The organism is Pseudomonas fjordensis, from assembly GCF_976987115.1.
This window is the reverse complement of the sequence record NZ_OZ336860.1, coordinates 6754670-6781327: the sequence shown is the minus strand read 5'-3', so window position 1 is coordinate 6781327 and position 26658 is coordinate 6754670. Positions and strand designations below refer to the sequence as shown.

The window sequence follows — 26658 nt, the reverse complement described above, 5'->3', positions numbered from 1 at the left end:
GCGATTAAAAACTCATCTGCCATTGGCCGGTCAGCGCATGGTTGCGGCTGTTGCTGCCCACTTCGCCGGTATAGCCCAGGCCCAGGCGATGACGGGCGGATAAGCCTACGTCCAGGCCCGCTTCGAGCAACAGGCTGTCGCGGTCCAGGGCGCTGCCTTGCACATTGAAGGCGGTGCCACCGGCCAGGAAAGCCTGGCGTGTGGTGCTGTCGACATCGCCATAGGTGTGCTTCCAGCCAACGCTGGCACGAGGTGTGAGGCTGACGCCGTTGTCCAGCTGGCTCAGGTGCGCCAGGCGCAGGCCGAAGGTGCTGCTGAAGTTGTCCTGGGTCTGGCCCTCGACGTGCAGCGCAGCGGCGCCGCCTTTTTCGTTATAGCCGTCGCGCTGGTAGCGCTGGTAGCCGAGGTTGGCGAACGGTTCTGCGCTCAAGCGACCGCTGCCCAGGGCGTAGCCCAGTTCCGCAAAAGCCTGCTGGCTGTTGGCGTCATAGTCGCCTTTGGGGCGGTCGTTAAAACCGTTGAAGGCCACCGTGCGTTTACTGTCGCCCTGGTGCCCGCTGTAGGCCGCACCCAGGCGCAACGCCAATGGGCCACTCTGGCGCAGGGCATAGACGCCGGCGTGCCAGCTGTCGACGCTGCCGTCCACACCGGTGGTGTCCAGGTCGGTCTTGGAGTAACCGCCCAGCACACCCAGGCGCCAGTCGCTGTCCAGTGCCCAATCGGCACCGAGCACTGTGCCTTTGGTGCGTTGGGTCAAGCCGTTGCTGCCGTGCTCGCCATCGAGCTTGCCGTAGCTGCCGATGCCTTGCAGCCACAGTCGGCCACGGGCGTTCGGGTCATTGAGGTTGCGCACCTCGGCGGGCACGCCGGTGGCGGCCAGTACCGGCGTATCTTTGTCATTGAGCCCTATCAGCAGTCCCGCACCGCCGCCCACCTGGTGCATGGCGGCGAGCATGCTGTTGCCCACTTGCGCACTGGCATTGAGGGTGGCGCTGGTGAGGTTGGCGGTGCTGCTGCCCGCCAGTTGCTCGATGGCTACCCCCGCTGTGGCGGTGGTGGTATTGAGCAGGGCGTTGTACAGCGGGTTGTTCGTGCCCAGGCCCGCCAGGCTGTTGGCGGCGCTGGCGCCATTGCCGGTGCTGGCGAACTGGTTGAAGGCGATGTCGTTACGGGTGTACGTAAGGCCGACCTGAGTGGCGCTGTAATCCAGGGTTGGGATCAGGAAGGCGTAGTCGCTGGTGACCTTGCCAAACGTGCCATTGATGCTGCCGGCTTGCAGCACGCTGTAATGGCTTTGCCAGGGGTAGGTGCCTTCGCCGGGGTTGACCGCCAGCGTCGCGCCATTGAGGTAAGCGGTGCCGCCGACCTTGATCGGCGCGCTGCTGCCGTCGGCGTTGACGCCATAGGCCAGGGTCGAGCCGCTGCCCATGTGCAAGTCGCGGTTGATGCTGGCGGTGCCCAGCGCGGTGTTGGTCTGCAGGGTGCCGTTCACCACCATGCTGCCCACCGAGCCGCCGCCGGCATACACACCGCCTGCGTCGACCGTCACGTCCCCGACAATGCCGCCTTGGTTGACCAGCTTGGCACCGCTGGAAATCTCGCCGCCGTCGCTGAAATCACCTTGGCCGGTCAACGTCCAGGTGCCTTGCTTGACGTTCAGCCGTTCGAGGTTGCGGCTGTCGCCAAAACTGCCACCGGCGACGTCGTCCAGGGTCAGTCGGTCGTAACCGCTGCCGCCGTCCACCGCGCCGATAAAGCGGCTACCGTTGCGCAAGATCAGATTGTCATCGCCGCCGCCCAAATCCAGGGCCAGGCCATTACTGCCGCTGATGGTGCCGCTGTTGATGACCGTGTCGGCGTAGTTGCCGACGAACTTCACGCCAAAGCCATCCAGGCCTTCAATCGTGCCGTGGTTCTCCAGGGTGGTGGCCGTGAGCCCCGGCCCGTCGCTGCCGTCGTCCACCAAGATGGCATTGTTGGCACCACTGACCAACGCGCCTTTGGCGTTGTAGAGAGAGCCACCGCCCAGGGCGATCCCTTCGCTGCCGTTGGCAAAGCCGTTCTTGTCGACACCCCCGGCGCCGACACCCTGGATGACGCCGTAGTTTTCGATATGGGCGATCTTGTCGATGTCCACGCCGTCACCGTCGCCATCCGGTTGCAGCCCGGAGAACGCGCCGGTGATGGTGCCGTGGTTGATCACAGTGCCGTCGCCATCGGAACCAAAGCCCGAGCCGTTGCGACCGATCACCGTGCCGTAGTTGGTCAGCGTGGCGCCCTCGTCCGTGGTGATGCCATGGCGGCCACCGGAAATCAGACCGTAGTTGGTGACCGTCACGCCGCTGGCGGAGTCGATGTCCACGCCATCGAACTTGTCATCGCGGGAGAAGGTGTTGCCGGTGGAGATCTCACCGTAGTTAGTGATAGAGGCGTTGGCGCCGGTCTTCATGCCGTCGCTGGCCTCCCCGCGAATCAAGCCACCGGCACGGTTGATGATCGTGGTAGTGACGTTACTGCTGCGCAGCGCATCCAGGTCCAGCCCTTGGCCGGTGGCCGAGCGAAGGGTGCCGCTGTTGTCGATCAGCACGCTGCCGCTGGCGAAGTTACTGTTGATGCGCAACGCATCATTGGCGCCTTGAATCACCCCACCGGCAAGGTTGTAAATGCTGTACCTGCGCTCCCCGCTGACACTGCCCGAACTGTCGATACCCCGGCCGCCAGTGGAGGCCAGCTTGCCCGCGTTGGTGACTACCACCCCCTCACCGCGGGTGCCGTCCTTGAGCGTCACCGCTACCCCGGAAGTTGTAATGCTGCCAGGCGCCGACGTGGTCAACGTATCACTGCCACCCAGGGTTTGCCCCTGGGTAGTAGGTGTGTCGATCTGCAGGTTTTTTGCTGCGGCGGCTTCAATGAAACCGCCGCTGGCCAACAGGGTGATGGCGAGCGCGAGGCGTTGAGGAGACGGGGGCATGCTGGACGACCTTGTTATGGCAAGCGAGTCGATTGGTATAGCGCAAGGTCGTTGCAGAAATGTGGCGCAGTGATGACGGTTAAGCCGTTTGCATTAAATTGCATGTTTTCAGGTATTTTCCCTCGATATCTGCATTTTAATGCGTATATAAAGGCTCGTCATTCGTAGGATATGCACTATATTGCATGTGTCGCTCCCGTTTCCGCCTCGCAGGTGCACTAAATTGCAGAAAGACACCGCTTACTCTTTGACGCTGCAGATTTTCACCGCCGGGCACTGGCGTGATGCTATGCGACTTGAATTTCCTGAACCGCAACAGGGTTTTGTCGGGCCCTGCAGGTTTCATTACCGCCAGGATTATCTGGTCGATCACCTCGAAGAGATCCAGCAACCTTTCTGCACCGCTGTCAGTGCCCGGTTCCCGCTGGATTGGGACGTGACAGTGCTCAAGTCAGCCCCCGCTTTTTTGCACGATATCGCGCCAGCCGGCGCGGCCAAGCGTTTTTTGATGCAGCGTCTTGGTCGTGAGAAACCCCAGGCCATCGATGACGATTTGTTCTTACTGGGGCGCAGTACGCCGGCACCGATTGGCAACATGCGGATCAAGGAGTCCATCCAAGCCCTGGGCGGTGAAACACCGATGGGATTTGCACGACATGAGGTCGTCAGTCGCGACAGCCGCTTCCTGGAATATGCCTATGAACAAGGTGCTGCCATCGGTGGTGCGACCGGAGCAGGGGGCGAGGCGCCGAAATTATTGATGACCCAAGGTACAGATGGCTTGTTGTACCCAGATGCGATTCTGAATGACGCTGACGTCGCTCAGCACTGGTTCATCAAGTTCGCGCGCAACCAGGCCACGCAGACTGATCAAGATATCCTGCGAAGTGAGTACCACTATTACCGGGCGCTTGAGTCTCTTGGCATCGAAACGGTCGCCACCCAAGGGCTGGCGCTGGAAGAGGCGACAAAACCCAGCCTGTGGATGCATCGTTTTGATCGCAGGCTGGGTGAGGGCGGTGTTGAACGGCTGGCCGTCGAGTCGATCTATTCCTTGGCCGGTGTAACCACCCCTGGCAGCTACATGGATCATCTGGAGGTGGTGAGGCTGTTGGTCGATCAATGGCGAGCAGTGGGCCAAGAGGCCCAAATCGCAGATCTGGTCGCAGAGTACCTGCGCCGGGATTTGCTGAATAAAGTGCTGGGTAATTCGGATAACCACGGCCGCAATACATCGATCATCCGCGAGCCCAAGGCGCTGCGCCTGGCCCCCATTTATGATTTGGCACCCATGGTAATGGACGCTGAAGCCGTCACTCGAACCACCAAATGGCCCAAACCCTTGGAAATCGCCGGGGATATCAATTGGCGAGCGGTATGCGAGGCTTTGGCCGACCTCGTCGACCCCGAGCAAAGCTTTGAACGCCTGCGACAAACAGCCGAGCACCTGCGTGCATTACCGGATCTTCTGGTGACCAGTGGCGTGCCCGCTGTGACCTTGAATCACCCCAGCGTTCCACTGGGGAAGCTGGACCTGCGCCTCAAACAGTGGGGGTTGAGATGACGATCAGCATGGACGCCCGTGCGCTGTTGATCGACAGCGTCGAACAAGGCTTGGCCGATGGCTCGCTCGAGCTGGGCGCCGCCGTGCGCCGCCTGCGCACCGAAGTGACCGGCCTGCACCAAAGCCAGTTCGCCAGAATGTGCAAAATCTCGGTGCGCACTCTGGTGCATATCGAACATGGCGAGGGCAACCCAACCCTGAAATCGCTGAATGCCGTGTTTCGGCCCTTCGGTTTGCAGATGGGCGTGATCAAGGTGCGGCGCAACGGGCCCTGACCTTCAACCGCGCCGCACGTAGCCCTTGCCGAAATGCCGCTCCATGCGCGCCTGGATCAATTCCAGCCCCAGAGACATCACCCAATAAATGATCGCCGCCGTCGTGAGCATCTCGATATAGCGGTAGCTTGAGCGGCCATAGGACTGCGCCAGAAACATCACTTCCCATACGCCCATCACCGAGACCAGGGAGGAGTCCTTGAGCATCGAGATGAACTGGTTGGTGGCCGGCGGGATGATGGTGCGCATGGCCTGGGGCAGGGTCACGTGCCAGAAGATCGCCCTGTCGCGCATGCCCAGGGCCAGCGCAGCCTCGCGTTGGCCATGGGGCACGCCGAGGATGCCGGCGCGGAAAATTTCACTCAGGTAGGCGCCGTAGTTCAGCGACAGCGCGATGATCCCGGCGACGATGGCGCCTGGCACCAGCCCCAGTTGCGGCAGGCCCAGGTAGATCAACAGGATCTGGATCAGCAGCGGTGTGCCGCGAAAGAACGAGGCGTAGAAACTGGCGATGCCGAACGCCACCGCACTTTTGGACAGGCGCCCCAGCGCGGTGATAAAGCCCAGCACCGATGAGGCGACAATGGCACACAGGCACAAGAACAGTGTCAGCGCCGCACCTTGCAGGAAGCCGTTGGGCGCAAGGTGCAGGCCGACCAGGTTGGGCAGCTTGTCGAGGATGATCGAGAACTTCAGGTCAAAGCTCAGGAAGAAACTCGCAAACAGGGCGAACAGTGCCGCCCAGGTCAGGTAAAGCCGTAGGCGAAAACTCATCGGCTGATATCGGCGCCGATCCATTTTTGCGACAGCGCGCTCAAGGTACCGTCCTGCTTGAGCTGGGCGAAGACCTCACGCACTTTGCTGTCCCACTGCGGGTCGCCTTTCTCGATGGCCACCGAGTTGGGCTCCGAGTACAGCGGCGCACCGGCGAGCTTGAAGCGCTTGTCCTGGGTCAGGCGCGGCTGCGCGGTGACCAGGTTGGTGAGGATCGCATCCAGGCGCACGCCAGCACCCAGGCCCAGGTCCTGGAATGCCACGTTGTCGGTGTCGTACGGGGCGATCTGCACCTCATCGAACGGGTACTGCAACTGCGTGTCTTCGGCGCCTTCGATCACCAGGTCCTTGTTCAGGTAGCTTTCGTAGCTCGAGGCGCTGGTGAGGCCGACTTTCTTGCCGCTCAGGTCCTTCGCTTCGTGGATGCGATCGTCCTTGGCATTGACCACGATCACGGCCGGCGAAGCGTAGTACTCCACCGGGAAGTCGAACACCTCGGCGCGTGCTTTGCTTGGGGTCATGGAGCAGATGCAAATGTCGTAGCGCCCGCTCCAGCGGCCGGCGGCGATCACGTCCCAGGACGGGGTTTCCAGGCGCAACTTCACGCCCAGTTTTTGCGCCACGGCCTTGGCCACATCCACGTCGAAACCGTCGAGCTGGTTCTGGTCATTGAGAAATGAAAACGGCGGGTAGCTTTCCATCAGCACGCCGACCAGTTCTTTTTTCTGCTCGACACGATCCAGCGTGGCACCGCCAAAGGCTTGGGTTGAAGCAGCCAACATCGTCAGGCCCAGGGCCAACAGCGGTCTGAATTTCAAAATCGAGCACCCGAATAAAAAAGAGGTTGTTATTAACCGAACGGTACGCATTAAATAGTTATAAGAACGACTCTCATAGTGAGTTATTTTCATAAGCATATGAGTAAAAAGCATATGGGCGCAGTAAGCACAGTAATTCTCGATGGCGGCATGGGCCGTGAACTGCAACGCCGTGGCGCGCCGTTCCGTCAGCCGGAATGGTCGGCACTGGCCTTGAGCGAAGCGCCGCAAGCGGTGGAGGCGGTGCACGCGGCCTACATCGACAGCGGCGCCAATGTGATCACCAGCAACAGTTACGCGGTGGTGCCGTTCCACATTGGCGAAGCGCGGTTTGCCCAAGAAGGCCAGGCGTTGGCCGCGTTGGCCGGTGAGTTGGCGCGACGGGCGGTGCAAGCCTCCGGTAAAGCCGTGCAGGTCGCCGGCTCACTGCCGCCGCTGTTTGGCTCTTATCGCCCTGATCTGTTCCAGGCCGAGCGCGTCAGTGAGTTGCTGACCCCGCTGGTGAATGGTCTGGCCCCGCATGTCGATCTGTGGCTGGCGGAAACCCAGAGCTCGATCGCTGAAGCACGGGCGATTCATGCCGGTCTGCCTAAAGATGGCAAGCCGTTCTGGCTGTCGTTTACCTTGAAAGACGAAGACACCGACGAGGTCCCGCGCCTGCGCTCCGGCGAACCGGTGGCGGACGCAGCCGAGGCGGCGGCGCAACTGGGTGTGCAGGTATTGCTGTTCAACTGCAGCCAGCCGGAAGTGATCGGCGCGGCCATTGATGCGGCGCGGGCAACCTTCGAACGATTGGGTGCAGCGATTCAGATCGGCGCCTACGCCAACGCCTTCCCACCGCAACCCAAGGAAGCCACGGCCAACGATGGCCTGGACCCGTTGCGCGACGACCTCGACCCGCCGGGTTACTTGCACTGGGCGGCAGATTGGCAGGCACGCGGCGCCAGCCATTTGGGCGGTTGCTGCGGCATCGGGCCGGAGCATATTGCGGTGCTGGCCCAGCGCCTGGCCGACTGATTCACCGCTGTTCAAACCTGTGGCAGGGGGGGCTTTAATACCGGTAGGAGCGAGCTTGCTCGCGAAAAACTCACAGGCGCCGCGTTTATTCAGGCAGCACGCGTTATCGTTGACGTTTTTCGCGAGCAAGCTCGCTCCTACAGAGTTGAGTGTTAATTGCGACACTCTGTGAGTGTCTTCAGTTGGCCCGAACCACTCTGGTTCGCCTCCGACAACCACGCCTCAAACCCGGCACCGACCTTCGGCCATTCCGAATCCAGGATCGAATACCACGCCGTATCGCGGTTCTGGCCTTTGACCACCATGTGCTGGCGGAACACCCCTTCAAAACTGAACCCCAACCGCTCGGCCGCGTACTTGGAACGTGCGTTGCCGTTGTTGCACTTCCACTCCAGCCGACGGTAGCCCTGCTCGAACGCATACTTGGCCAGCAGGTACACCGCTTCGGTGCTTTTCGGCGAGCGCTGCATCGGTGCGCCGAAGGTGACGTGGCCGATTTCGATACGCCCTTGCGCCGGGACGATGGACATCAGGCTGAGGATGCCCTGGACCTGGCCCGTGGCGCGGTCGATCACGCTGAAAAAGTACGGGTCGTTGTGGGCGGCGTGGTTGTTCAGCCAGGCATCGAAGGCACTGCGCTCGGTGAACGGGCCGTAGGGCAAATAATCCCACAGCTTCGGGTCGGCTCCTGGACCTTCAAGGGCTTGCCACAGTTGGTCGGCATGGCGCGCCGGGTCAAGCTTTTCCAGGTGGATAAAACGCCCTTCAAGCAGTTGCGCGGTGGGCGCCGGGGCGCCTTTCCAGTCGGCGAGGGAAGTAGTCATGCTGCGCTCCTTAGAGACCTTTGCGAAATTGAATGAAGCCTGGGCGTTCGGCGATGCGCTCGTAGAGCTGGATCGCGGTGGCGTTGGTCTCGTGGGTCAACCAGTGCACCTTGCAGCAGCCATCGGCCTTGGCGGTGGCGTAGACGAATTCGATCAGCTTGCGACCCACGCCGGTGCCACGTTGGGCCGGGTCTACCAGCAAGTCCTGCAGGTAGCAGGAGTTCTCGATGCTCCAGTTGGAGCGATGGTAGATGAAGTTGACCATGCCCACCGCCTTGCCGTCCTGCCAGGCCAGTGCCGAATGGGTCGGCTCGCTGGGGTCTATCAGGCGCTGCCAGGTGCTCTGGCTGACGGTGTCCGGCAGTTCGGTGTTATAGAACTTCAAGTACGCCTGCCACAGCGGCAGCCAGGCGGCGTGGTCAGCCGCTGTAACCTGGCGAATGTCGATCAAGCTCATTCTGAAACTCCTTGGGGAATAAAGCGGGCCAGGGTCTGGTCGCGTACATCGGCACTGGCGGCCAGGCCGTCACGCACACCGGCCATGTCGGCCGCGCTGCGGTTCTGGCTGAGTTTGCGTTTGCCCACCAGGCGCTCGATCGGCAGGGCGAAGCCGACGATGGCCTTGAGCATGCCGTCAATGTAGTCCGCCGGTGCGTCGCTGACACGCCAGGGTTGGGCGCGGCCGCTTTCATGGCGGTCGGTGAGGGCGGTGACCACCTTGAGCAAGCGCTCGGCGTCGCTGAACACCTCAGGCGTGCCATAGGCGTGCACGGCGATGTAGTTCCAGGTCGGCACCACTTTGCCGTGCTCGGCCTTGGCGGGGTAAAACGCCGGGCTGATATAGGCGTCGGCACCGGCGAAGATCACCAGCGCTTCACCGCCATTTTGCAGCTCGCGCCATTGTGGGTTGGCCTTGGCCAAGTGGCCGTACAGCGTGCCGTTGGGGCCTTCGTCGGGGTTGAGCAGCAGGGGCAAATGGCTGGCTTGCAGGCCGTTTTCACCCAGGGTGACCAACTGCGCCAAACGAGTGTGCTGGATCAGTTGCTGGATTTCGGGCAAGTCATCGAGAGCAAAGGCGCGGGGTGTGTACATGGAGATTTTCCTTGGCGAATGCCTGCATCCTAGGCAGGCTATTGGTTCGTTGTAAGAGCCATCTAGCGCTATTTTCATAGGTCCAATATGCCCCCGCTTTCGCCGCCGTTGTCCTTCAACCCTGCCGGTATCGAGTTGGACCGCCGCCAGGGCCTCACACGCCAACTCTATGAGGCCCTGCGCCAGCGGGTGCTGGATGGGCGACTGGTCAGTGGCACGCGGTTGCCCGCAACCCGAGATCTGGCGGCGGCCTTGTCGATTTCCCGCAACAGCGTGGTGCGCGCCTACGATCAGCTGTATGCGGAAGGGTTTATCGAGAGCCGGGTAGGTGATGGCACCTACGTTGCCCAATTACCGATGGCCAAAAAACTATCCACAAAAGTATCCACAGGGTTGTCAACAGGCTTATCCCCAGGTTTATCCACAAAATGGGCGAATTTACCCGAAGATTTGGACGATGAAGTTATCCACAGTGCCGGGTTGGCGCGGGTAAAAGACCATCACTTGCCCCAGCCGCCTGTGGGGCCACCTCGGGCCTTTCGCGTTGGTGTACCGGCCTTTGATCTGTTCCCGTTTGAGGTTTGGGCCAAGCTTAATGGGGCGTTCTGGCGCAAACCCGACCTGGAACAGCTGTGCTATGGCGATCCGGCAGGTGACGGCCGTCTGCGCGGTTTGATCGCCGCGTACCTGCGCAGCTCGCGCGGCATGCAATGCACGGCTGAACAAATTGTGATCACCAGTGGCGCACAGCAGGCCATCAGCCTTTGTGCACAGTTGCTGGTAGAGCCTGGGGACGGCGTGGCGGTGGAAAACCCCGGTTACCGCGCGGCCGGCCATGCATTCGCGTTGGCCGGCGGGCGACTGCATGGCGTGCCGGTCGACGGCGAGGGCATGGATTGCCAAGTGCTCGGTAATCTCAATGACTGCCGTGTGGCGTATGTCACGCCTTCCCATCAGTACCCACTGGGCGTGGTAATGAGCCTGGCACGGCGCCTGGAATTGCTGGCCTGGGCCGAACGTTCAGGCGGCTGGATCGTGGAGGACGATTACGACGGCGAGTACCGCTACAGCGGCGCGCCGCTGTCACCGTTGGCTGCGCTGGATCGCAATGGCCGCGTGCTGTACGTCGGCACCTTCGGCAAGGTAGCGTTCCCGGCGTTGCGCCTGGGTTACCTGGTGTTGCCCCCGGGCCTGGTGCAAGCCTTCACCCGGCGCCGCGCCGTGGACGTGCGCCACTCCGAAGTCAGCACCCAGGCGGTGATGGCCGAGTTTATGGCGGCGGGGCATTTCCAGCGCCACATTCGCCGCATGCGCCGCGCCGCATTGAGCCGACGCAATGCCTTGCTGGCCGGTTGGCCCGAAGGGTTACCCGGCGTCGGGCCCTTGCCCAGCGTTGCGGCGGGGCTGCACATGACGGTGCGGGTGGAAAGCCTGGCACGTGAACAGGTACTGCTCGCCCAGGCCCATGCTGCAGGTGTCGAAATCAACGGCCTGAGCAGCTATTGGTTGGCAGGCGCCAGCCCACCTGCGGACCAGCGTGCCGGCCTGGTGATGGGGTTTGCCGCCGTGCCCGAAGCCGACATCGCACAAGCGCTGGCACGTTTGCATCAGGCGTGGTTGCCGTAAAGACGTTCAGGTGTTGAAGAACAGCGACTTGGCCAGTGGCTTGCCGATCTTGCGGCGGTGAATTTCGATGATGTCCCAGTCATTAGGGCCAGTGCGTTGATGGGCCCCCCCGAGCCCTTGTTGTTCGCGAGTCTTGAGGTGGTCTGCGGTGAAATCCTCAAGGGCGGCATCCTTCGTCCCATAGTGAAAGTGCGCGTACCACAACACCCTGCCGCTCTCTTTATCGCGAATCTCGTACTCGTCCAGATAGCCCTTGTTGGGCCCTTTGAGTGCGCGGCGGCTCACGACCTTGACGATGCGGATCAAGCCTTGGCTATGCAGCCACTCCACGCGCTCGGCAGTGGGTGCTTGATGTTTGACCATCTCCAGGTAGGTTTTTTTGCCGAGCCGATAAAACCGTTGTGCCGCCTCGTTGAGCTTGCGGTTGGTCGAGGCGGCGGAAGTGTGATCGCTCTCGGTAAGGTTGCGGCGAGTCAGGGCCTCTTCAATGTTGTTGGATGCGCTTTCAAGCCTCCTGGCATAGGCATTGAACATGTCTTGAATGTCCTGCGGTGCGTGCCAGGGCTTCCTGGAGAACCCCTGGTTTTTGCGGATTTCAGTCTGTTCTCCATCCAGTAGCGTTTGCCCGGCGTTGATGCTGGTGTCCAGGTCAACGGAGGCCGGCGCAGGTGGCTGTGACGAGGTTTTCTGCCGTTTGACCCACACGCCGGGCGCCTTTTCATGGAACGTGGCGATCACTTTGCCGGTGACGCCAGCCTTGATGTCCACCAGGCTGCTGTCGGCTTCACGCGGTTCGCCCATCACCAGGCCGTGATGGCGTGTCTTGATGACTTTGCGCCGTGGCGGGGGCTCTGCCTTTGAGGTACCGGGCTTGGGTTCCAGCGCTTTTTTCTGGCGCAGGAGGTAAGCCAGGTCGCGCACGGCCCGCTGGCTGAATTCGCCAATCTGCTGGCGTAGGCTTTCCAAGCGAGGCTTGAGCAGGTACCGCGGGTAATCGGCATGCAGGTCCAGCAGGCGCTGATCGGCGCTGGAAAATTGCTCAACCAGGCTGTCCAGGACGTCAATGCGTTCATCCAGCGACGTACCGTTACCGCGCTCCACGATCTCAACGAAACTTTCGACGTTGAGTTCGGCGGTATCGACGACCTGGCCCATTCGCTCGCGCAGTGTGGCTGGGATCTGGCTTTGCGCTTCGTCGATACACAGGTAGCGGCCCAAGCTGATATCCAGCGCCTTGAGTTCGATAAGCGTGAACGAGGGCAATGATTCCATGGTTTTACGAATGACGGCTGCGCCTTCATCTCCCAGGGCTTTGAGATCGCCGAAACGCTCGTTGATGAACGCCAGGCGCTCGATGATCCCCCGGTTCAGAGTGGACAGGTTCTGTGCGCTTTGTGCCTGGTCCTGATAGTTAATATCTGCCTCGGCTTCAAGGACGGGCGACGACGACAGCAGCGCCTCCTTGTAGCTCACCAGTTGCTGTTCCAAGGCAATCTGAGTCAATTGCACTTGTTGCTTCAGGTAGCCGCTCATGTTGCTCTGGTAGGTGGGCACCGCGTCGATGATGCTCAAGGACTTCAACTGGTTGATCGCTTCGTCGTATTCGACCAGCCGGCCATCGACTTTATCGAGGAACGCACTTCGCTGTTGGTCGGTGGAAGGGCCGGCAGCGGCGTCCAGCGCGGGCTTGGATTCAAGCAGGTCCAGTTGTTTGCTGGCGGCGACCGCATCGAAAGCGTTGAGCGAAGTCTTGAGCGCCGAAATGCGCGCAGGCTGATCGACCTTGACTGCCCGTCGACGGTTTCGAAGGCCCCCACCGCGCAGTCGCAGCCGCACATCCACAAACCACTGGCCCGCCAGGTTGCCGATCAGCGGTGGGCCGGTGCGCGATGGGGTGTTCGGGTCGATGACGATGACGCTGTCATTGTCGTCGACCATCACCTCGAACCAACGCTTGCCCACCGGGGCATACCACTTGTCTGCAAGCGCATAGAGATTCAGGTGGCGACCGGGGGTTTTGTTCTGTTCGCCCAGTGCCTCAGGTTTGGTCACGCTGAAGCTGTCGAGTGTGCTGGCCAGGCCCAGGTGGCTATGACTCAGGGCCCCGCTGATGTGCACCGGGCCTTGATGCTTGGCGGGTACTTGGCTGTCGGGAATATTGGCTTGTTGATCTGCGCTGAATGTTGCCTCGGGCACCGCAGGCTTATCTATCGTTTGGAGGGCGGTTGATTCGGATTCGGTCTCGACCTTGGGCGCCTCGAAATGCTCCAGTGCGCTAGGGTGGCGCAGAGCGATGTGCAGGGTCAGCGCCATGCCCAGGTTGAGGAATACGTCCACCAGCGCTGTCCAGGACGCGGGCGAGTCGTCCTTGTTCACCGCTTCCTCGGCGGCTTGCAGGTCGTCCATGATTTGCCAGATCCAGGCGGCGACGCCAAGGGTGCGGCCCATGAACGGCAATGCGGCATTGAATATCTGCCAGCCGGCATGTCGAAAGGTCGCCCAGCGCTTTTGCACGTTGGACACCGATTGGCGGGTTGCCAATTCGACCAGGGCATTGGCATTGGCCTTGAACAGCGTGGCCAGTGTGTCATTGCCCACTTCTTCATCGGTCAGCGTGATCGGGCCGCTCATGTACAGCACGGTCAGGGGCTCGACCAGCGCACGCACCACCGTCCAAGGCGACGGCAAGGTGTCGGGAAACACGTATTGGGCGTAATTGAACCGTTGTGCCTCGGGCAGCCAGGCCAAAACCGATTCGCGCAACGATCGTTCATGTTTGATGGCGTACAGCAGGTTTTGCCGCGACGCAAATTGCAGCAGCGCCGGTTCAAGCAGGGGCCGATAGAGCACGCAGGGGCCAGCGTCGGACTGTCGTGGGCCGATCACGAACATATTGGCGACCCCGTCTTGTTCATGCCCAGGGCGCAGGGTGGGCACGAACGCCAGGCAGCGGATGACGATAGGCTGCCCGTCCACCTGGCGCTCATGTTCCTCGGTACGCATCACCGCGGCGACATACCGGTAACCGCGTTCATCGATACCGCCCTGTTGGCGAATCTTCATCTGCAGGGCCAGCAGCGGCAATTGCACCTGCAAGTGGCTGGTGTAGAGCTGCTGTCGTCGGCTGGATTGCTGCGGGTCCTCGAGGAGTTTCTGTTTGACCAGGGCAGGGTAGTACTGGCCAATATCGATGTCTTCGATTACGTCTTTCAGGTAGCTGTAGGTCAGCCAGTCGGGTACGCCGTTGTCCTTGCCGTTGTAGTGCACCGTGGTATTGCCGGTGGGCAGGCCGGTGAGGTTCTCCAGGGCCAGGTCGATCAGGCTGCGACGGGTAATGTCCACGGCATCGGGGATGATAAAGGTGCCCCACAGGACCGGGCTCTCGATGACGATCTCGATCTTGTCCAGGTTCAGGTGCGCGTTCTTTTTCGGGGCACGGATGCGGCTTTGCAACTGGGTTCGTGCATAGTCACGAATGGTTGGAATGCCGTCCTGGAACGTCTCGCCTTGGTAGTGGGTGTGCAGGTGGGCCAGGTCGATCAGGTAGCGGCTGTAGGCGGCGGTATCGGAGTCTGATGCCGACGCCAGCCAGTTGGGAAGTTGTTGGTGAATGTCGCGGATACTCGACAGTTGATGATCGCTCATCTCTTCAATGCTGGGCACGATGCTTACCACGCCGGGGGCACGGGGCTGTTCCCGCACATCCGTCTCGCCGAAACTGGCAATCACCTGTATTTGCAGCGAAATCAGGATGCAGGCCAGGGCATCGAAGAAGTTGCCGTCGGGTTCATACAGGCGCCATTGCAAGGTGGTGTTTCGTTCTGGAGCACTCAGCCTGGCGGGCAACGAGGCACCGAACGCGGCCAATGATTCGAACGTTTCATACCCACTGACCAATGAGTAAGTGAGGACCATCTGGCGCTTCTGGTACTGGCCCACTAACACGGTGATGTCCAGAAAGTTCACGTGGGTGGATTGGCCATCTGCCAGGATATCCACATCAACCAGGTAGGCATGACAGTTGTAAGGGTCTTTGCGTGAACGCTTGGCCCGGTCGGGTTCCTGAAACACCGTGCGCGCCATGGCGCATTCGTGTTCATCCAAGCCTTGCTCTTCGGTGAGGTTCCATACTTTGCGCAGGGCGTTGGAGAAGGACTGCCAACGAGGGCCGGTGCCGCCGTTGGACGCGTTCCAGAAGTCCAATTGCTGTTCTTGGAACGCAGTGAACAACAGGCCGGACAGCTCGTTGATCAGGCGTGCGATGGCGTCGATTTTCACGGCCAGGTGGACAGGTGCCGCAGCATTGGGCTGCAGCGTCAGGAAGTGTTGGCCGTCAATGTAGGTGACTCTGTCGTTGGACAGCGCCTGACGCGCGAGCACCGACGTGAGCGATTCGACAAGCGCTGGGGCGCGTTCGACAGCCTCGCCGATCACCTCCCATTGAGGGCTGACCACCACCGCCAGGTCGGGGTCGATATTCAGCGTGGGATACAGCTCTTTGAGTGCCGAGCGCAGTGTGGTGGCGGCCACTTCACGGGTGGTGGGGCCAGTGGTCAGTTGGGTGAGCAGTTCATAGGTCGTCGGTGGGCGGTGGTTATTGGCGATGTCATTGGGCATGCGCAGCTCCTCTGCATTCGATGGCCCGGACGGGCTTCAGGAATGGGCAAGGTAGCGAGCGCCATGGCGGTGAGGGCGGTAGATACGTCGAGGCGCAACTGCTCAGTGCTGCAAGGGTGGCGAGGGCGCAAGCAGCCCTCGTATTAAAGAAAAACGACCAACCAGAGAACCGGTGCGTTACTTCCCGGACTTGATCTTGGTCCAGGCCCGCGTCCTGGCGCGTTCGGCTTTGCTGTCCAGGGGCTTGAGGGTGTAGAGCGTGGCCATGGCCGCGTCGGTCGGGTACAGGTTGGGGTTGTTGCGAATGGCCGGGTCGACCAAACCGCTGGCGTCCTTGTTGGGGTTGGGGTAACCGACAAAGTCGCTGATCGGCGCGATCACGTTGGGTTGCAGCAGGTAGTTGATAAAGGTGTAGGCATCGCCCGGGTTTTTAGCGCCTTTGGGAATGGCGAGCATGTCGAACCAGATCGGCGCGCCTTCCTTGGGCAGGCGCATGTCCACGGTCACGCCATTCTTGGCTTCCTTGGCGCGGTTGGCGGCCTGGGAAAAACTGCCGGAGTAGCCCACCGCCACGCAGATATCGCCGTTGGCGATGTCGGCCATGTATTTGGAGGAATGAAAGTAGGTGACGTACGGGCGGATCTTCATCAACAGCGCTTCGGCCTTGTCGTAGTCCTTGGGGTTGCTGCTGTTGGGGTCCAGGCCCAGGTGCTGCAAGGCCAGGGGCAGGATTTCCGAGGGCGAGTCCAGCAGGGCGACGCCGCATTGCTTGAGCTTGCTGATGTTCTCTTCCTTGAAGATCAGGTCCCAACTGTCCACGGGCGCGTTGTCGCCCAGGGCGGCCTTGACTTTGGCGGGGTTGAAGCCGATCAGGATGGTGCCGTACATGTAGGGCACGGCGTACTGGTTGCCGGGGTCGTTGGCTTCGATCAGCTTCATCAGCTTGGGATCAAGGTGGTTCCAGTTGGGCAGTTGGCTGCGGTCCATCGGCTGGAACACGCCGGCCTCGATCTGCTTGGCCAGGAACACGTTCGAAGGCACCACCACGTCATAGCCGGAGTTGCCGGTGAGCAACTTGGCTTCCAGCGCTTCGTTGGTGTCGAAAATGTCGTACACCAGCTTGATCGACGGGTGCTGGGCCTTGAAGTCTTCCAGCGCCTTGGGCGTGATGTAGTCGAACCAGTTGTAGACCTTCAGGGTTTTTTCTTCGGCCTGGGCTGCGCCGCTGACAACCACGGCGCACAGGGCGAGCGACTTGAGCGTGTTCATTGGGCTGCTTCCTCGAAACCTTCCAGCACGTTGACGGCATTGATGCCGATTTCTTCCACCGCGTAGCCGCCTTCCATCACGAACAGCGTGGGTTTGCCCAGGCGGGCAATGCGTGCGCCCATGGCCAGGTAGTCCGGGCTGTCGAGCTTGAACTGCGAGATAGGGTCGTCCTTGAACGTGTCCACGCCCAGGGACACCACGATGATGTCGGCGGCGTAGTGCTCGATCTCGGCGCAGGCCTGTTCCAGCGCGGCGCTCCAGGCCTGCCAGCCGGAGCCGGCCGGCAACGGATAGTTGAAATTGAAACCAACGCCTGCGCCCTCGCCGTGCTCATCGGCATAACCGAGAAAGAACGGAAACTCCGCCTCCGGATGGCCGTGGATCGAGGTGAACAGCACGTCGCTGCGCGGGTAAAAAATCGACTGCGTGCCGTTGCCGTGGTGGTAGTCCACGTCGAGGATCGCGACCTTTTTGCAGCCCTGATCAAGGAACGCCTGGGCCGCGATGGCCGCGTTGTTGAGGTAGCAATAACCGCCCATCAAATCGCTGGCGGCATGATGCCCCGGTGGGCGGCACAGGGCGAAGGCACTGTGGGCGCCTTGCGCGATGGCGGCCTGCGCCGTAAGGGCCACTTGCGCCGCACTGTAAGCCGCTTGCCAAGTGCCTGCGGTGATTGGCGCGCCACCGTCGAAACTGTAATAGCCCAACTGGCCGTGCAGGCTGGTGGGCAGCACGCGGCGCAACGTGCGCGCCGGCCAGGTGTAGGGCAGCAGGTCGCCGTCCTGGCCGTATTCGGTCCAGCGCTGCCAGGCGTCTTTGAAGAAGTCGAGGTAGTCGCGGCTGTGGATACGTTGCAGCGGCGCCAGGCCGAAATCCTGCGGCGCCTGCACCGGCCCCAGCTCCCGCTCTTTGACGCGTTGCAGTACATGGTCGGCGCGCGAGGGCATTTCGAAGCAGGGCATCAGTTGCCCGTCCATTAGCTCACAACGGCCATGGTGCAAATGATGATCGTCCGAGTAGATCGTCAGCATGTTGTTGTTCTCCAAAGGCTCAGGGGTATGCCATGCAGTGTTGCCAGACGCCGGGGTTTGGAGAACGGCAGGAGCGGCCAAAAGGGGATCGATATGGCCAATGTGTTTGTCCGCTATTCGCCCCTTGCTAGGGCCTGAACTGACTCGGCGCCACACCGCTCCAGCGCACGAACGCATGCCTGAAGCTGGCGGTCTCGCTGAAGCCCAGTTGTTCGGCGATGCGGTAGATCGGCAGTTCATCCTCCCCCAGTAACTGCTTGGCGCGTTCGAAGCGTAGCTCGTCGAGCAACTCCTGATAGCTGCACCCCAGATCATGCAAATGCCGGCGCAGGGTGCGTGCCGAACAGTTCATTTGCCCTGCCAGTCCATCCAGGCCCGGAGCGGCATTCAATTGCGCGGCCAGTAACAAGCGCACGCGCCCCAGCCAGGCCTGGCGACCGGTGAACTCGGCGTTCTGCCGACGGCAGCGTTCCACCATGGCGCAGTGGGTGACGGCATCGGCCAGCGGCAGGGGCTGGTCGAGCCACTCACGGTCGAAGGCAAAGGCGTTAGTGGCGGCGCCAAATTGCAGCGGGCAGTCGAAGCGTTCGGCGTAGCGTGCTCGATAGTCGGGCGCTGGGTATTCAAAGCGTGCGCCGAGCAATGGCAGCGGCTGGCCGAGCAGGTCGTCGCAGATGACTTTCAGCGAGAGCAGGCAGAACTCGACATTGAAGGCGCCCAGGGCTGGGTCTTCGCGATAGTCGCTGGCGCGGAACCAGACGCGCTGGTCGTCCTCTTCCAGGCTCAGTTCAAAAAGTGTTCCCAACAGCGCCGGGTAGCGCAGGGCCAGGCGCAAAGCGTCACCGAAGGTGGCACTGGTGAGCAGTGCATAACCGAGCATGCCGTAGGACGACACATGCATGCGCCGGCCCAGTTCCAGGCCGATGTCCCGACGCAATGCCACGGCGTTGGCGCATACGCGCATTTCCTGATGAGTGGTAATACGCGTGTCGGCGCGGCTCAGGTCGGCACTGGCGATGCCACTGCCAGCCAGCAGGGTCTGGCTGGGTATGCCGTCGGGCTTGAACGTCTCCAGAATCAGCGAGACCGCATTGAGGGTGGTCAGGTGTGAATGCAGCATGATCGAGTCCAGCCTGGGTTTGTCAGGCTGGAGCAAGTTATGTGCCGTTGCGCGAGCGCGCCGTCAATAGACCTCTGGCGGGAAAAACAAGCGCTGGGCTTGGGTCAGGTTGATGGAACTGCGGTAGTAGTCGAGCTGTTGCTCTGCGGTTAAGCCGGTGAGCGTGTCAGCTACCTCTTTGAGCTGTTGTTCTGCTGGGGTTTTGAGTCGTGCGTGAAGAAATCTATTGAGTGAAGCGTGGGCGCTCGAGTATTGGAAATGCGCATACCAGAGAGGTTTGCTGGTAGACAGATCAATGACCGCATACTCATCTTGATAGCTCCAAGTGGCGCCCTTGAGGGGCTGGCGGGTCATGATCTTTTTGATCGCAATTTCGCGGTGGTTAATGAGCCAATCGACATGGGCAATGGTCGGAGGCTGTCGCTTGATGAGCTTGGCCACGGTTTCAGTGGCCCGTGCGTAAAGTGCTTGTGTGGCAGCCTTGAGCCTTTTGCGCAGGTCTGCGCTGGACTGCTTGGTTTGCGCCGTGACTTTGGCTTTGATCAATGCCTCGTCGATATCTTGCTTGCTGCGTTCGAGCAACCAGGCGTGCTGGTGAAACATGTGCTCGATGCCGATGGCTGTGCGCGAGGGATCGTCGGCTTGTTGGCTGGCGCGTTCTTGAAACTTCGGCAATTGGGCGAGTAATTTTTCGCCCGCGGTGGTGGCGTCGTGGAGCGTGAGCGCTGTAGATGTGGCCTGTGCCGGGGACGTTTCGATGTGCTCGACCCACATGCCCGGGGTCTTCTCATGAAAGGTAGCCAGGACCTGGCCGGTTATCGGGGACTTGATATCAACGAACTTTGATAAGGTCCCTATCGGGTCCAAGCGGGGTTCGCCAATCAGCACGCCGTTGTAGCGTGTCTGGATAAACCTCTTCAGCGGCCTGGGCGGCGTAGGAGGAGGGGTGGGCTTGATGCGCTTCAGGTTCTGTTCCTCGTGCAGCGGGACAAGTGCCGCCTTGGCGCGATTGGCGAACCCTTGCAGCGATTGGCTCAGGCGTTTCAAGGGTTGGGCCTGGATCTGCTCGGAGAACTCTTGAGAAAGGTCCTGCAAGCGCTCATCGATGAACTTGAATTGCTCCACCAGGTTGCTCAAGGCGTCAATACGCTCGTCTAGGCGATATTCGCTTCGCTCATCCAGGGTGTCACGCAGGGTCTGTACTGCAACGTCGGCGCTGTCGAGCGTGTCGTTGAGCAACTCCCAGGCCTGGGGTTCGGTGGTGAGGGATTCAGGGGCCAGGCACAAGTGACGGGCCAACGTCACCTGCAGGGCCCTGAGATCGTCGCTCGTATAGCTGGGCAGTTTGCGCTGGCGCTCTCTGATCACGTCGAATCCGGCCGGGCCGAATTTGCGCAGCTCGGTGAAGCGTGATTGAGCGTAATCCAGGCGCTTGATCATGCTGTCGCTCATCTCGACGACCTGTTGGTGGTCGGCGATATCGCTGGTATGAGGTGACGGTGCATGGGTTGGGAGCTGGTCCAGGACGGGCGAGAGTTTTGGCGCAAAGGTGATGAGCTCTTCGTTTACCCCCGCTTCATTGAGTTCCAGTTGAGCCTGTAGGTAACCAATGGCTTTTATCTGGAATTCAGGCTCCGAGGTGAAGACGGCCATGGTCAGCAAGTGTTGGCGTGCTTTTTCGTAGTCTTCTGATTGGCGATTGAGCGTGTCCAGGTAGGCCTGGCGTTTGGCTTGGGCACTGGTACTGGGGGCCTCGTCCATTGCTTTGCGGGTTTCTTGCAGTAGGTTCTGCTGGTTTTTTTTTGCGGTTTCAAACGCTTTCAATTTCCTGCGCGATGCGTCGGCTTCGCTGATTGCCAGGTCCTTGGCGGTATTTTTCAACCGATCGGTACTGGATTTACGCAGGCGTATCCGATGATCGACGGACCATTGACCCTGGGCGTTGTGAACCAGCATGGGCCCGATGCGGTGGGTCTGGTTGGGGTCAATGACAACGATGTTTTTATCATCGTCCACTTTCACCATGAACCAGTTTTTGCCGACGGGAGCGTAGTGCTGCTCACCCAACTGATACAGGTATTGGTCAGCAGCCGGCTGGTCTATCACGGAGCCGAGGTCATCGGGTTTTTCTATTTTAAAGCTTTCAAGCATCGAGGTTTCCAGCGCTGGCGTGCGGTTGATTGCGCCGCTCGTGTTCAGCGCGATCTCGTGATCGGGAGGCGGGGCCAGAGAGGTGCGCTCAGGCAGTTGCTCGACGGTGAAGCTTATCGTGCTGGAGGGGCCTGGCGTTTCAGGCGCAAGCTCGGTCGTCTTGACCTTGGTGGGCTCGATCTTGGCCGGTTCGAACTTAGGTCTGCTGCGCTGGGCGCTGTGCAAGGTGATCGCCATGCCCAGGTTAAGCAGCACGTCGGTCAGCGCCGACCATTGTGCAGGTTTGTCGCCTTCCTCATGGGCCTGGGCAAAGGTATCCAGTTGTTCGACGATTTGCCAGATCCATGCGCTAGTGCTTGCCACGCGCCCCATAAAGGGCAGGGCCGCGTTGAAGAGCACCCAACCGGCTTGCTTCAACGTGTCCCAGCGGCGTTCGGCATTCGATACCGACTGGCGGTCCGCCAGTTCAACCAGCGCATTGGCATTGCTATCAAACAGTGTCTTGAACCTATCCCCATTGAGCACCTCCTCACCAAGATTCACGGGGCCGCTATAGGTCCATAGATCGCTGGGGTTGACCAGAAACTCGGCGACAAGCCATGGCGAAGGCCAATGACTGGTAAAGACATAATTGGTGTAGTGGTGACGCACCGAGTCCGGTAGCCAGGTAACCACCGAGTCTCGCAAAGTGCGCGACTGGCTGATGGCATACAGTAAGTTCGCCGGTGATGGATATTGCAGCAACGCGGGTTCAAACAACGGGCGGTACAGCACGCAAGGGCCGTCTTGCGCATTTTCTGGGCCGATGATGTACATGTTGGTGACATCATCGTTGCTGTTGATGAGCCGGCGCTTGGGGTTGAAGCTCAGGCGTCGTATCACGATGGCTTTGCCGTCGACGTATTGGTCGCCGCTTTCGTCCTGCATCACAGCTACGACGTAGCGGTAGCCGCGCTCGTCAATCCCGCCAATGCGGCGGATCTTGTGCTGCAAGGCCAGCATCGGCAGCTGGACTCGCAGGTGATCGCGGTACAGTTTTTTGCGACGTGAGGCCTCAGCCGAGTCATCCAGCAGTTTGCTGCGGATCAGTTTTGGGTAGGTGGCACCGATATTACAGCGGCTGATCAGTGTCTCAAGGTAAGCCACGGTGATCTGATTCGGTATGGAGTGGCCGACGTCGCTCAGCAACGTTTTATTACCGGTGGGCAGTGCAATCAGGTTTTGCAGGGCCAGTTCGGCAAGGCTGAACGTGGTGGTTTCGTACTGCCCTGGCACAGTGAAAAGGCCCCACACCACCAGGCTCTTGACCTGGATTTTCAGCTTGTCGAGCTTCAGGTGTTGCAGGGTCGGGTGGTCCTTGAGCAGCTCGGTTTTCAACTGGTCCAAGGCGAATTGATGAATGCTGGGAATACCGTCCTCATAGGTCTTGCCGGCATTCAGGCTATTGAGCGCGGCCAAGTCCTTGAGGTGGCGTGCATAGAGTGATTGATCGCTGGCAGAGGCATCGGTCAGCCAGTCTGGCAGCAGGGTTTGATACCAGCCCGGCCCCGGGCCCTTGGCAACCGATTTTTCGGCAGGCGTCGGGAGTGTGAGCAGGGGTGACTGTTGGGTGCTGGGCTGTTTGCCATCACTGGTTTTGAGACCTTCCACGGTCTCAAGCTGCAGGGCGATCAGCTTGCAGGCTGCGTGTTCGAAAAAATCGCCGTCGGGTTCATAAAGGCGCCACTCCAGGCGATCAAAGGCCTCGGGTTGCTCCAGGTGATCCTTCAACGAATCGCCTAGCTGTTGGTAGGTGTCGTATTTCTCGTATCCCTTGAAGGGTGAGTAACAGAGGATCAGCGTTTTGTCTTCGAGTTTGCCCTCCAGCACGGTCATGAACACTTGGTCGGTGTGCTGCGTCTTGGAACCTTTGACTAGGTCGGCATCAATCAGGTAAGCGCGGCTGCTATAACGATTTTTGTCTTGGCGAGCGGAGCGGGTGGGTGCATGGAACAGCGTGCGGGCCATCGTGCAGTCTTCGTCGGTCCAGGCATCGACGTGTTGCACATTCCAGGCTCCGCGCAGGCTCTGGGTAAGTGTTTGCCAGCGAGGACCATTGCCGTTGCTTTGGTTCCAGAACGTTACCAGCTGTTCCTGAAAGGCTCGGTAGACCACCGGCGCCAGGGTGTTGATCAGGTTGGCGACTTCGACAATACGCACTGGCAAATGAAGCGGGGGGTCGGTTACCGGCTTCAGGGTCAGGAAGTGATTGCCCTCGACGCACAGCGTCGGCACTTTGAGGATGGCCTGCCGGGCCAGGATGCTGCTCAGGGTTTCATAATGTGTTGGCCCCGGCACGATCTGGTCATCGATGAGCTCCCAGGTGGAAGTGCCCATTAGTGTCATGGCCGGGTCGATGTCCAGGTCGGGGTATTTCTCCAGCAAAGACTGGCGCAGCAGTTCGCGAGCCGCTTCCCGGAACGAAGGTCCGACGGACAGTTGGGTGGCCAGCTTGTGTGTTTCAGTGTCTGGAGGCGTTTGCTGCGAGGGTGTGGAACTGGAGGTCGTCATGCGGGCATCCCTGTCTTGCCGATCAATGGAAAAGCCGAGCGCAGGCTCGGGTTTTCCATGTTAGGTATCGGCAAGCAGGGAATTGCAGTGCTTATGTAGGGCTGTCTTATGCGTTCAAGCTGGCTGGGTATGCAGGTCCAGCTCTACCAGGCGCCGCACTTGCTCCACGGCAAGGCCGGCACCGAGCAAGGCGTGCAACTTGCCGAACGCGGCTTCGCGGGTCATCCCACCGCCGGACAACACGCCGGCGCCCCGCAAGCGGCTGCCGGCCTCGTAGACATCCAGCTCCACACCGCCTTCATGGCACTGAGTGATGGCGACCACCACCACCCCTTGATCCTGCGCACGCTGCAAGCTGGCGAGGAATTGCGGGTTATCGCTCGGCCCGGTGCCGCTGCCGAAGCACTCCAGCACCAAGCCCTGAATGCCGCTGCCGATGATTGCGTCCAGCTGTGCAGCCTCGAAACCGGGTATCAGCGGCAGTACGCCGACGTTCGCCAAGGCTTTGGGCTGGCGGTAATCCAGCGCTGCCGGCAGGGTTTTGGCACGGGCGAAGTCGTCCTGGCGTTGCAAGGCTGCGAACGGGTTGCGCCCAAAACTGCGAATCTTCGCGCAGCGGGTCGGCGCCATCAACGCGCCGTGGAAGTACAGGTGCACACCCGGCTTCAACCCTTCGCCCAAAGCCGTCAACGCACCGCTGACGTTTTCCCAGGCATCGCTGTCGGGCACACCGGCTGGCAGCATCGAGCCGGTGAACACCACCGGCACCGGCAGGCCCAGCAGTTGGAAGCTCATGGCCGCCGCGCTGTAGGCCAGGGTGTCGGTGCCGTGCAGGATCAGCACGGCGTCGCAGCCGGCATCTACCGCCTCGACCACGGCGCTGCGCAGGCGTTGCCAGTAGGCAGGGTTCATGTTGGCGCTGTCGATCAGTGGCGACATTTCCTGGAAGCGCCACGCGGGCAGGTCTGCGCCCGCAAACTGTTCACGCATGCGCACTTCAAAACCAGACGCGGGCGCCAGGCCATTGGCGCTGGCCTGCATGCCAATGGTGCCGCCGGTGTAGAGCACCATCACGTTATTAGCTGATTGCATCGAAAATCTCCTGAACGAAAAACGCCGCCGGGCCCAGAGCATGCCCAAGGCCGGGCGGCGTGTCATCTAGCTGTGATTAACGTTGCGCTTGAGCGCTCAGTTCTGCTGCCGGGGCCGTTTCGGTTTTCACCGGGTTAGCCGGCCAGGCTTTGCGGTCTAGGTCCAGGTCGGGGAACTGGCTGGAATCGAACACCGGGGTCTTGATGCCCGCCGCGCGCTGGTTGTCGTAGTCGTTGAGGATGCGCATGGCAATCTTGAACAGGAACGCCAGGGCGAACAGGTTGACGAACGCGAGCATGGTCATGGTGATGTCGGCGAAGGCGAACACCGTGCTCAGGTTCTCGATGGAACCCCAGAAAATCAGCACCAGCACCAGGGCGCGATAACCCATCAGCACCTTGCGGTTGTTGCCCACCAGAAAGCGCAGGTTGCTCTCGCCCAGGTAGTAGTTGTACATGATCGAGGTGAACACGAACAACGCTAGGGCCACGGAGATGAACATGCGGCCCCAGTCACCCACTACCGCCGCCAGGGAGTTCTGGGTCAGGGCAATGCCGTCGCCTTCAAAGCCTGGGGTGTAGAAACCGGACAGCAGGATCAGCAACGCCGTGCAGGTGCAGATCACGAACGTATCGAGGAACACACTGAACGCTTGCACCACGCCCTGGGCGATCGGGTGTTCTACCGACGCCACTGCCGCCACGTTAGGCGCACTGCCCAGGCCTGCTTCGTTGGCGAACACGCCGCGCTTCACGCCCATGATGATCGCGCTGCCCACCAGGCCACCGAAGGCTTGGTCGAGGCCGAAGGCGCTCTTGACGATGGTCGCGAGCATGGCCGGTACGTGGTCGAATTGCAGCACGATTACGTACAGGGTCACGGCGATGTAGACCAGGGTCTTGACCGGCACCAGCAGGTCGGCGATCGAGGCGATACGCTTGATCCCGCCGATGAACACCAGGCCCAGCAACACCGCCAGGGCAAGGCCGGTGTAGGTGGTGTCGAGGCCAAAAGCGTTGTTCAGCGAGTGGGTGACAGCGTGGGCTTGCAGGCCGTTGAAGGCAAAGCCGAAGGTCACCAGCAGCAGGAACGCCATGACCATCCCCAGCCAGCGCTTGTGCAGGCCGTGCTGGATGTAATACGCCGGGCCGCCACGGTAGGTGCCTTCAGCGTCGGTGCGCTTGTACAACTGGCCGAGGGAGCACTCGATAAAGCTCGACGACATGCCCACCAGCGCGGTGACCCACATCCAGAACACGGCACCCGGGCCACCCAACGTCACGGCAATGCCGACACCGGCGATGTTACCGGCACCCACGCGGCCCGCCAGGCTGAGCATCAGCGCCTGGAACGAGCTGAGTTGACCGGCGCTGCTCTTGAGGCTGTCTTTAAACACCGAGAACATGTGGAAAAAGTGACGCAATTGCACGAAACGCGAGCGGATCGTGAAATAACCGCCGAGCCCGACTATGAGCACGATCAGTACTTTCCCTGAGAGGAAGTCGTTGATGACTTCGAGCATGGAGTGTTCCTCGCTGATTTTTCTAATGGCAAACGCAGGACGGTCCGACGCATCGCTCGGCACCAGGCAGTGCACGACGCTCGATCCCCATCCTTTTGCGGGTGTTGTTATTCATGCGCTTTCGCGGTGTACCCGGGCCTCGTTACCGACGGCCGCAGACGCGAAGAGGGGCGGCACTATACCTAGGTGCGCGCCAGCCGTCTGCAAGGGGCGTAATTGACCGAGGAACGGTCAATCGGAAAAATCGCGCTGGGGCCGATAAATAGCTTACCTGTGGCGAGGGAGCTTGCTCCCTCGCCACAACAGCCATTTGACGACTGTGTTTGGAACGTTAGTGGCAAGTAA

At 60.7% G+C, this 26658-nt stretch carries 17 protein-coding genes; 4 read left to right on the top strand and 13 right to left on the bottom strand.

The window, feature by feature from the left end:
* Positions 1-4: 4 nt before the first annotated feature.
* The gene (locus tag ACWHXD_RS31155; RefSeq protein ID WP_138762547.1) at positions 5-2971 is read right to left on the bottom strand and encodes an autotransporter outer membrane beta-barrel domain-containing protein; all 2967 of its coding nucleotides are present in this window, start codon (positions 2969-2971) and stop codon (positions 5-7) included.
* Between the two features lie 223 nt (positions 2972-3194).
* On the opposite strand from ACWHXD_RS31155, the gene ACWHXD_RS31150 reads away from it, so the two are divergent.
* Both ACWHXD_RS31150 and ACWHXD_RS31145 read left to right on the top strand, forming a co-directional pair.
* Positions 3195-4535 carry a type II toxin-antitoxin system HipA family toxin gene (locus ACWHXD_RS31150; RefSeq protein ID WP_098950003.1) on the top strand — a complete coding sequence of 447 codons (1341 nt, stop codon included), beginning with the start codon at positions 3195-3197 and terminating at the stop codon, positions 4533-4535.
* On the top strand, positions 4532-4810 hold the full coding sequence (locus ACWHXD_RS31145) for a helix-turn-helix domain-containing protein (protein WP_192901650.1): 279 nt from the start codon (positions 4532-4534) through the stop codon (positions 4808-4810). Before ACWHXD_RS31150 ends, ACWHXD_RS31145 begins: the two co-directional genes overlap by 4 nt.
* Before the next feature lie 3 nt (positions 4811-4813).
* Here ACWHXD_RS31145 and ACWHXD_RS31140 read toward each other — a convergent pair whose 3' ends face one another.
* Together ACWHXD_RS31140 and ACWHXD_RS31135 are read right to left on the bottom strand one after the other, a co-directional pair.
* A complete protein-coding gene (locus ACWHXD_RS31140) occupies positions 4814-5584 on the bottom strand; it encodes an amino acid ABC transporter permease (protein ID WP_138762548.1) in 771 nt (256 codons plus the stop codon).
* Positions 5581-6402 (bottom strand): ABC transporter substrate-binding protein, encoded by an 822-nt coding sequence (locus ACWHXD_RS31135; protein WP_138762549.1) that lies wholly within the window; start codon positions 6400-6402, stop codon positions 5581-5583. Before ACWHXD_RS31135 ends, ACWHXD_RS31140 begins: the two co-directional genes overlap by 4 nt.
* A gap of 114 nt (positions 6403-6516) precedes the next feature.
* Between ACWHXD_RS31135 and ACWHXD_RS31130 the strand changes: the two genes are divergently transcribed.
* On the top strand, positions 6517-7419 hold the full coding sequence (locus ACWHXD_RS31130; protein WP_138762550.1) for a homocysteine S-methyltransferase family protein: 903 nt from the start codon (positions 6517-6519) through the stop codon (positions 7417-7419).
* Between the two features lie 152 nt (positions 7420-7571).
* Here the strand turns inward: ACWHXD_RS31130 and ACWHXD_RS31125 are convergent, their stop codons facing one another.
* Genes ACWHXD_RS31125 through ACWHXD_RS31115 form a run of 3 tightly spaced genes read right to left on the bottom strand, consistent with a single transcriptional unit; the run spans position 7572 to position 9335 of the window.
* Complete coding sequence (locus tag ACWHXD_RS31125) at positions 7572-8243, bottom strand: GNAT family N-acetyltransferase (RefSeq protein ID WP_138762551.1); 672 nt, start codon at positions 8241-8243, stop codon at positions 7572-7574.
* Between the two features lie 10 nt (positions 8244-8253).
* Entirely contained in the window at positions 8254-8700 is a 447-nt protein-coding gene (locus tag ACWHXD_RS31120; RefSeq protein WP_138762552.1) for a GNAT family N-acetyltransferase, read from the bottom strand.
* Positions 8697-9335: an FMN-binding negative transcriptional regulator gene (locus ACWHXD_RS31115; protein WP_138762553.1), complete on the bottom strand. Its 639-nt coding sequence runs from the start codon at positions 9333-9335 to the stop codon at positions 8697-8699. Before ACWHXD_RS31115 ends, ACWHXD_RS31120 begins: the two co-directional genes overlap by 4 nt.
* Before the next feature lie 87 nt (positions 9336-9422).
* Between ACWHXD_RS31115 and pdxR the strand changes: the two genes are divergently transcribed.
* Entirely contained in the window at positions 9423-10961 is a 1539-nt protein-coding gene (pdxR, locus tag ACWHXD_RS31110; RefSeq protein ID WP_138762554.1) for a MocR-like pyridoxine biosynthesis transcription factor PdxR, read from the top strand.
* Between the two features lie 6 nt (positions 10962-10967).
* Here pdxR and ACWHXD_RS31105 read toward each other — a convergent pair whose 3' ends face one another.
* The 7 genes from ACWHXD_RS31105 to ACWHXD_RS31075 form a co-directional block, all read right to left on the bottom strand.
* On the bottom strand, positions 10968-15578 hold the full coding sequence (locus ACWHXD_RS31105; protein WP_138762555.1) for a dermonecrotic toxin domain-containing protein: 4611 nt from the start codon (positions 15576-15578) through the stop codon (positions 10968-10970).
* A 177-nt stretch (positions 15579-15755) separates the two neighbouring features.
* Entirely contained in the window at positions 15756-16847 is a 1092-nt protein-coding gene (locus ACWHXD_RS31100) for a polyamine ABC transporter substrate-binding protein (protein WP_138762556.1), read from the bottom strand.
* Entirely contained in the window at positions 16844-17878 is a 1035-nt protein-coding gene (locus ACWHXD_RS31095) for a histone deacetylase family protein (protein WP_138762557.1), read from the bottom strand. The genes ACWHXD_RS31100 and ACWHXD_RS31095 overlap by 4 nt, the downstream gene beginning before the upstream one ends.
* Positions 17879-18005: 127 nt before the next feature.
* Positions 18006-18998 carry an AraC family transcriptional regulator gene (locus ACWHXD_RS31090; RefSeq protein ID WP_098950012.1) on the bottom strand — a complete coding sequence of 331 codons (993 nt, stop codon included), beginning with the start codon at positions 18996-18998 and terminating at the stop codon, positions 18006-18008.
* Between the two features lie 63 nt (positions 18999-19061).
* Positions 19062-23699, bottom strand: coding sequence for a hypothetical protein (locus ACWHXD_RS31085; RefSeq protein ID WP_138762558.1), 4638 nt, complete (start codon positions 23697-23699; stop codon positions 19062-19064).
* Positions 23700-23813: 114 nt separating this feature from the next.
* On the bottom strand, positions 23814-24791 hold the full coding sequence (locus tag ACWHXD_RS31080) for an asparaginase (RefSeq protein ID WP_138762559.1): 978 nt from the start codon (positions 24789-24791) through the stop codon (positions 23814-23816).
* A gap of 76 nt (positions 24792-24867) precedes the next feature.
* Positions 24868-26313: an alanine/glycine:cation symporter family protein gene (locus ACWHXD_RS31075; RefSeq protein ID WP_003195697.1), complete on the bottom strand. Its 1446-nt coding sequence runs from the start codon at positions 26311-26313 to the stop codon at positions 24868-24870.
* Positions 26314-26658 lie beyond the last annotated feature (345 nt).

Excerpts from the sequence above, each read along its gene's own strand:
- ACWHXD_RS31085 (WP_138762558.1), bottom strand. The coding sequence starts at position 23,699 with ATGACGACCTCCAGTTCCACACCCTCGCAGCAAACGCCTCCAGACACT.
- ACWHXD_RS31130 (WP_138762550.1), top strand. The coding sequence starts at position 6,517 with ATGGGCGCAGTAAGCACAGTAATTCTCGATGGCGGCATGGGCCGTGAA.
- ACWHXD_RS31090 (WP_098950012.1), bottom strand. The coding sequence starts at position 18,998 with ATGCTGCATTCACACCTGACCACCCTCAATGCGGTCTCGCTGATTCTG.
- ACWHXD_RS31080 (WP_138762559.1), bottom strand. The coding sequence starts at position 24,791 with ATGCAATCAGCTAATAACGTGATGGTGCTCTACACCGGCGGCACCATT.
- ACWHXD_RS31145 (WP_192901650.1), top strand. The coding sequence starts at position 4,532 with ATGACGATCAGCATGGACGCCCGTGCGCTGTTGATCGACAGCGTCGAA.
- ACWHXD_RS31125 (WP_138762551.1), bottom strand. The coding sequence starts at position 8,243 with ATGACTACTTCCCTCGCCGACTGGAAAGGCGCCCCGGCGCCCACCGCG.
- ACWHXD_RS31120 (WP_138762552.1), bottom strand. The coding sequence starts at position 8,700 with ATGAGCTTGATCGACATTCGCCAGGTTACAGCGGCTGACCACGCCGCC.
- ACWHXD_RS31075 (WP_003195697.1), bottom strand. The coding sequence starts at position 26,313 with ATGCTCGAAGTCATCAACGACTTCCTCTCAGGGAAAGTACTGATCGTG.
- ACWHXD_RS31115 (WP_138762553.1), bottom strand. The coding sequence starts at position 9,335 with ATGTACACACCCCGCGCCTTTGCTCTCGATGACTTGCCCGAAATCCAG.
- ACWHXD_RS31105 (WP_138762555.1), bottom strand. The coding sequence starts at position 15,578 with ATGCCCAATGACATCGCCAATAACCACCGCCCACCGACGACCTATGAA.
- ACWHXD_RS31140 (WP_138762548.1), bottom strand. The coding sequence starts at position 5,584 with ATGAGTTTTCGCCTACGGCTTTACCTGACCTGGGCGGCACTGTTCGCC.
- ACWHXD_RS31100 (WP_138762556.1), bottom strand. The coding sequence starts at position 16,847 with ATGAACACGCTCAAGTCGCTCGCCCTGTGCGCCGTGGTTGTCAGCGGC.
- ACWHXD_RS31095 (WP_138762557.1), bottom strand. The coding sequence starts at position 17,878 with ATGCTGACGATCTACTCGGACGATCATCATTTGCACCATGGCCGTTGT.
- ACWHXD_RS31155 (WP_138762547.1), bottom strand. The coding sequence starts at position 2,971 with ATGCCCCCGTCTCCTCAACGCCTCGCGCTCGCCATCACCCTGTTGGCC.
- pdxR (WP_138762554.1), top strand. The coding sequence starts at position 9,423 with ATGCCCCCGCTTTCGCCGCCGTTGTCCTTCAACCCTGCCGGTATCGAG.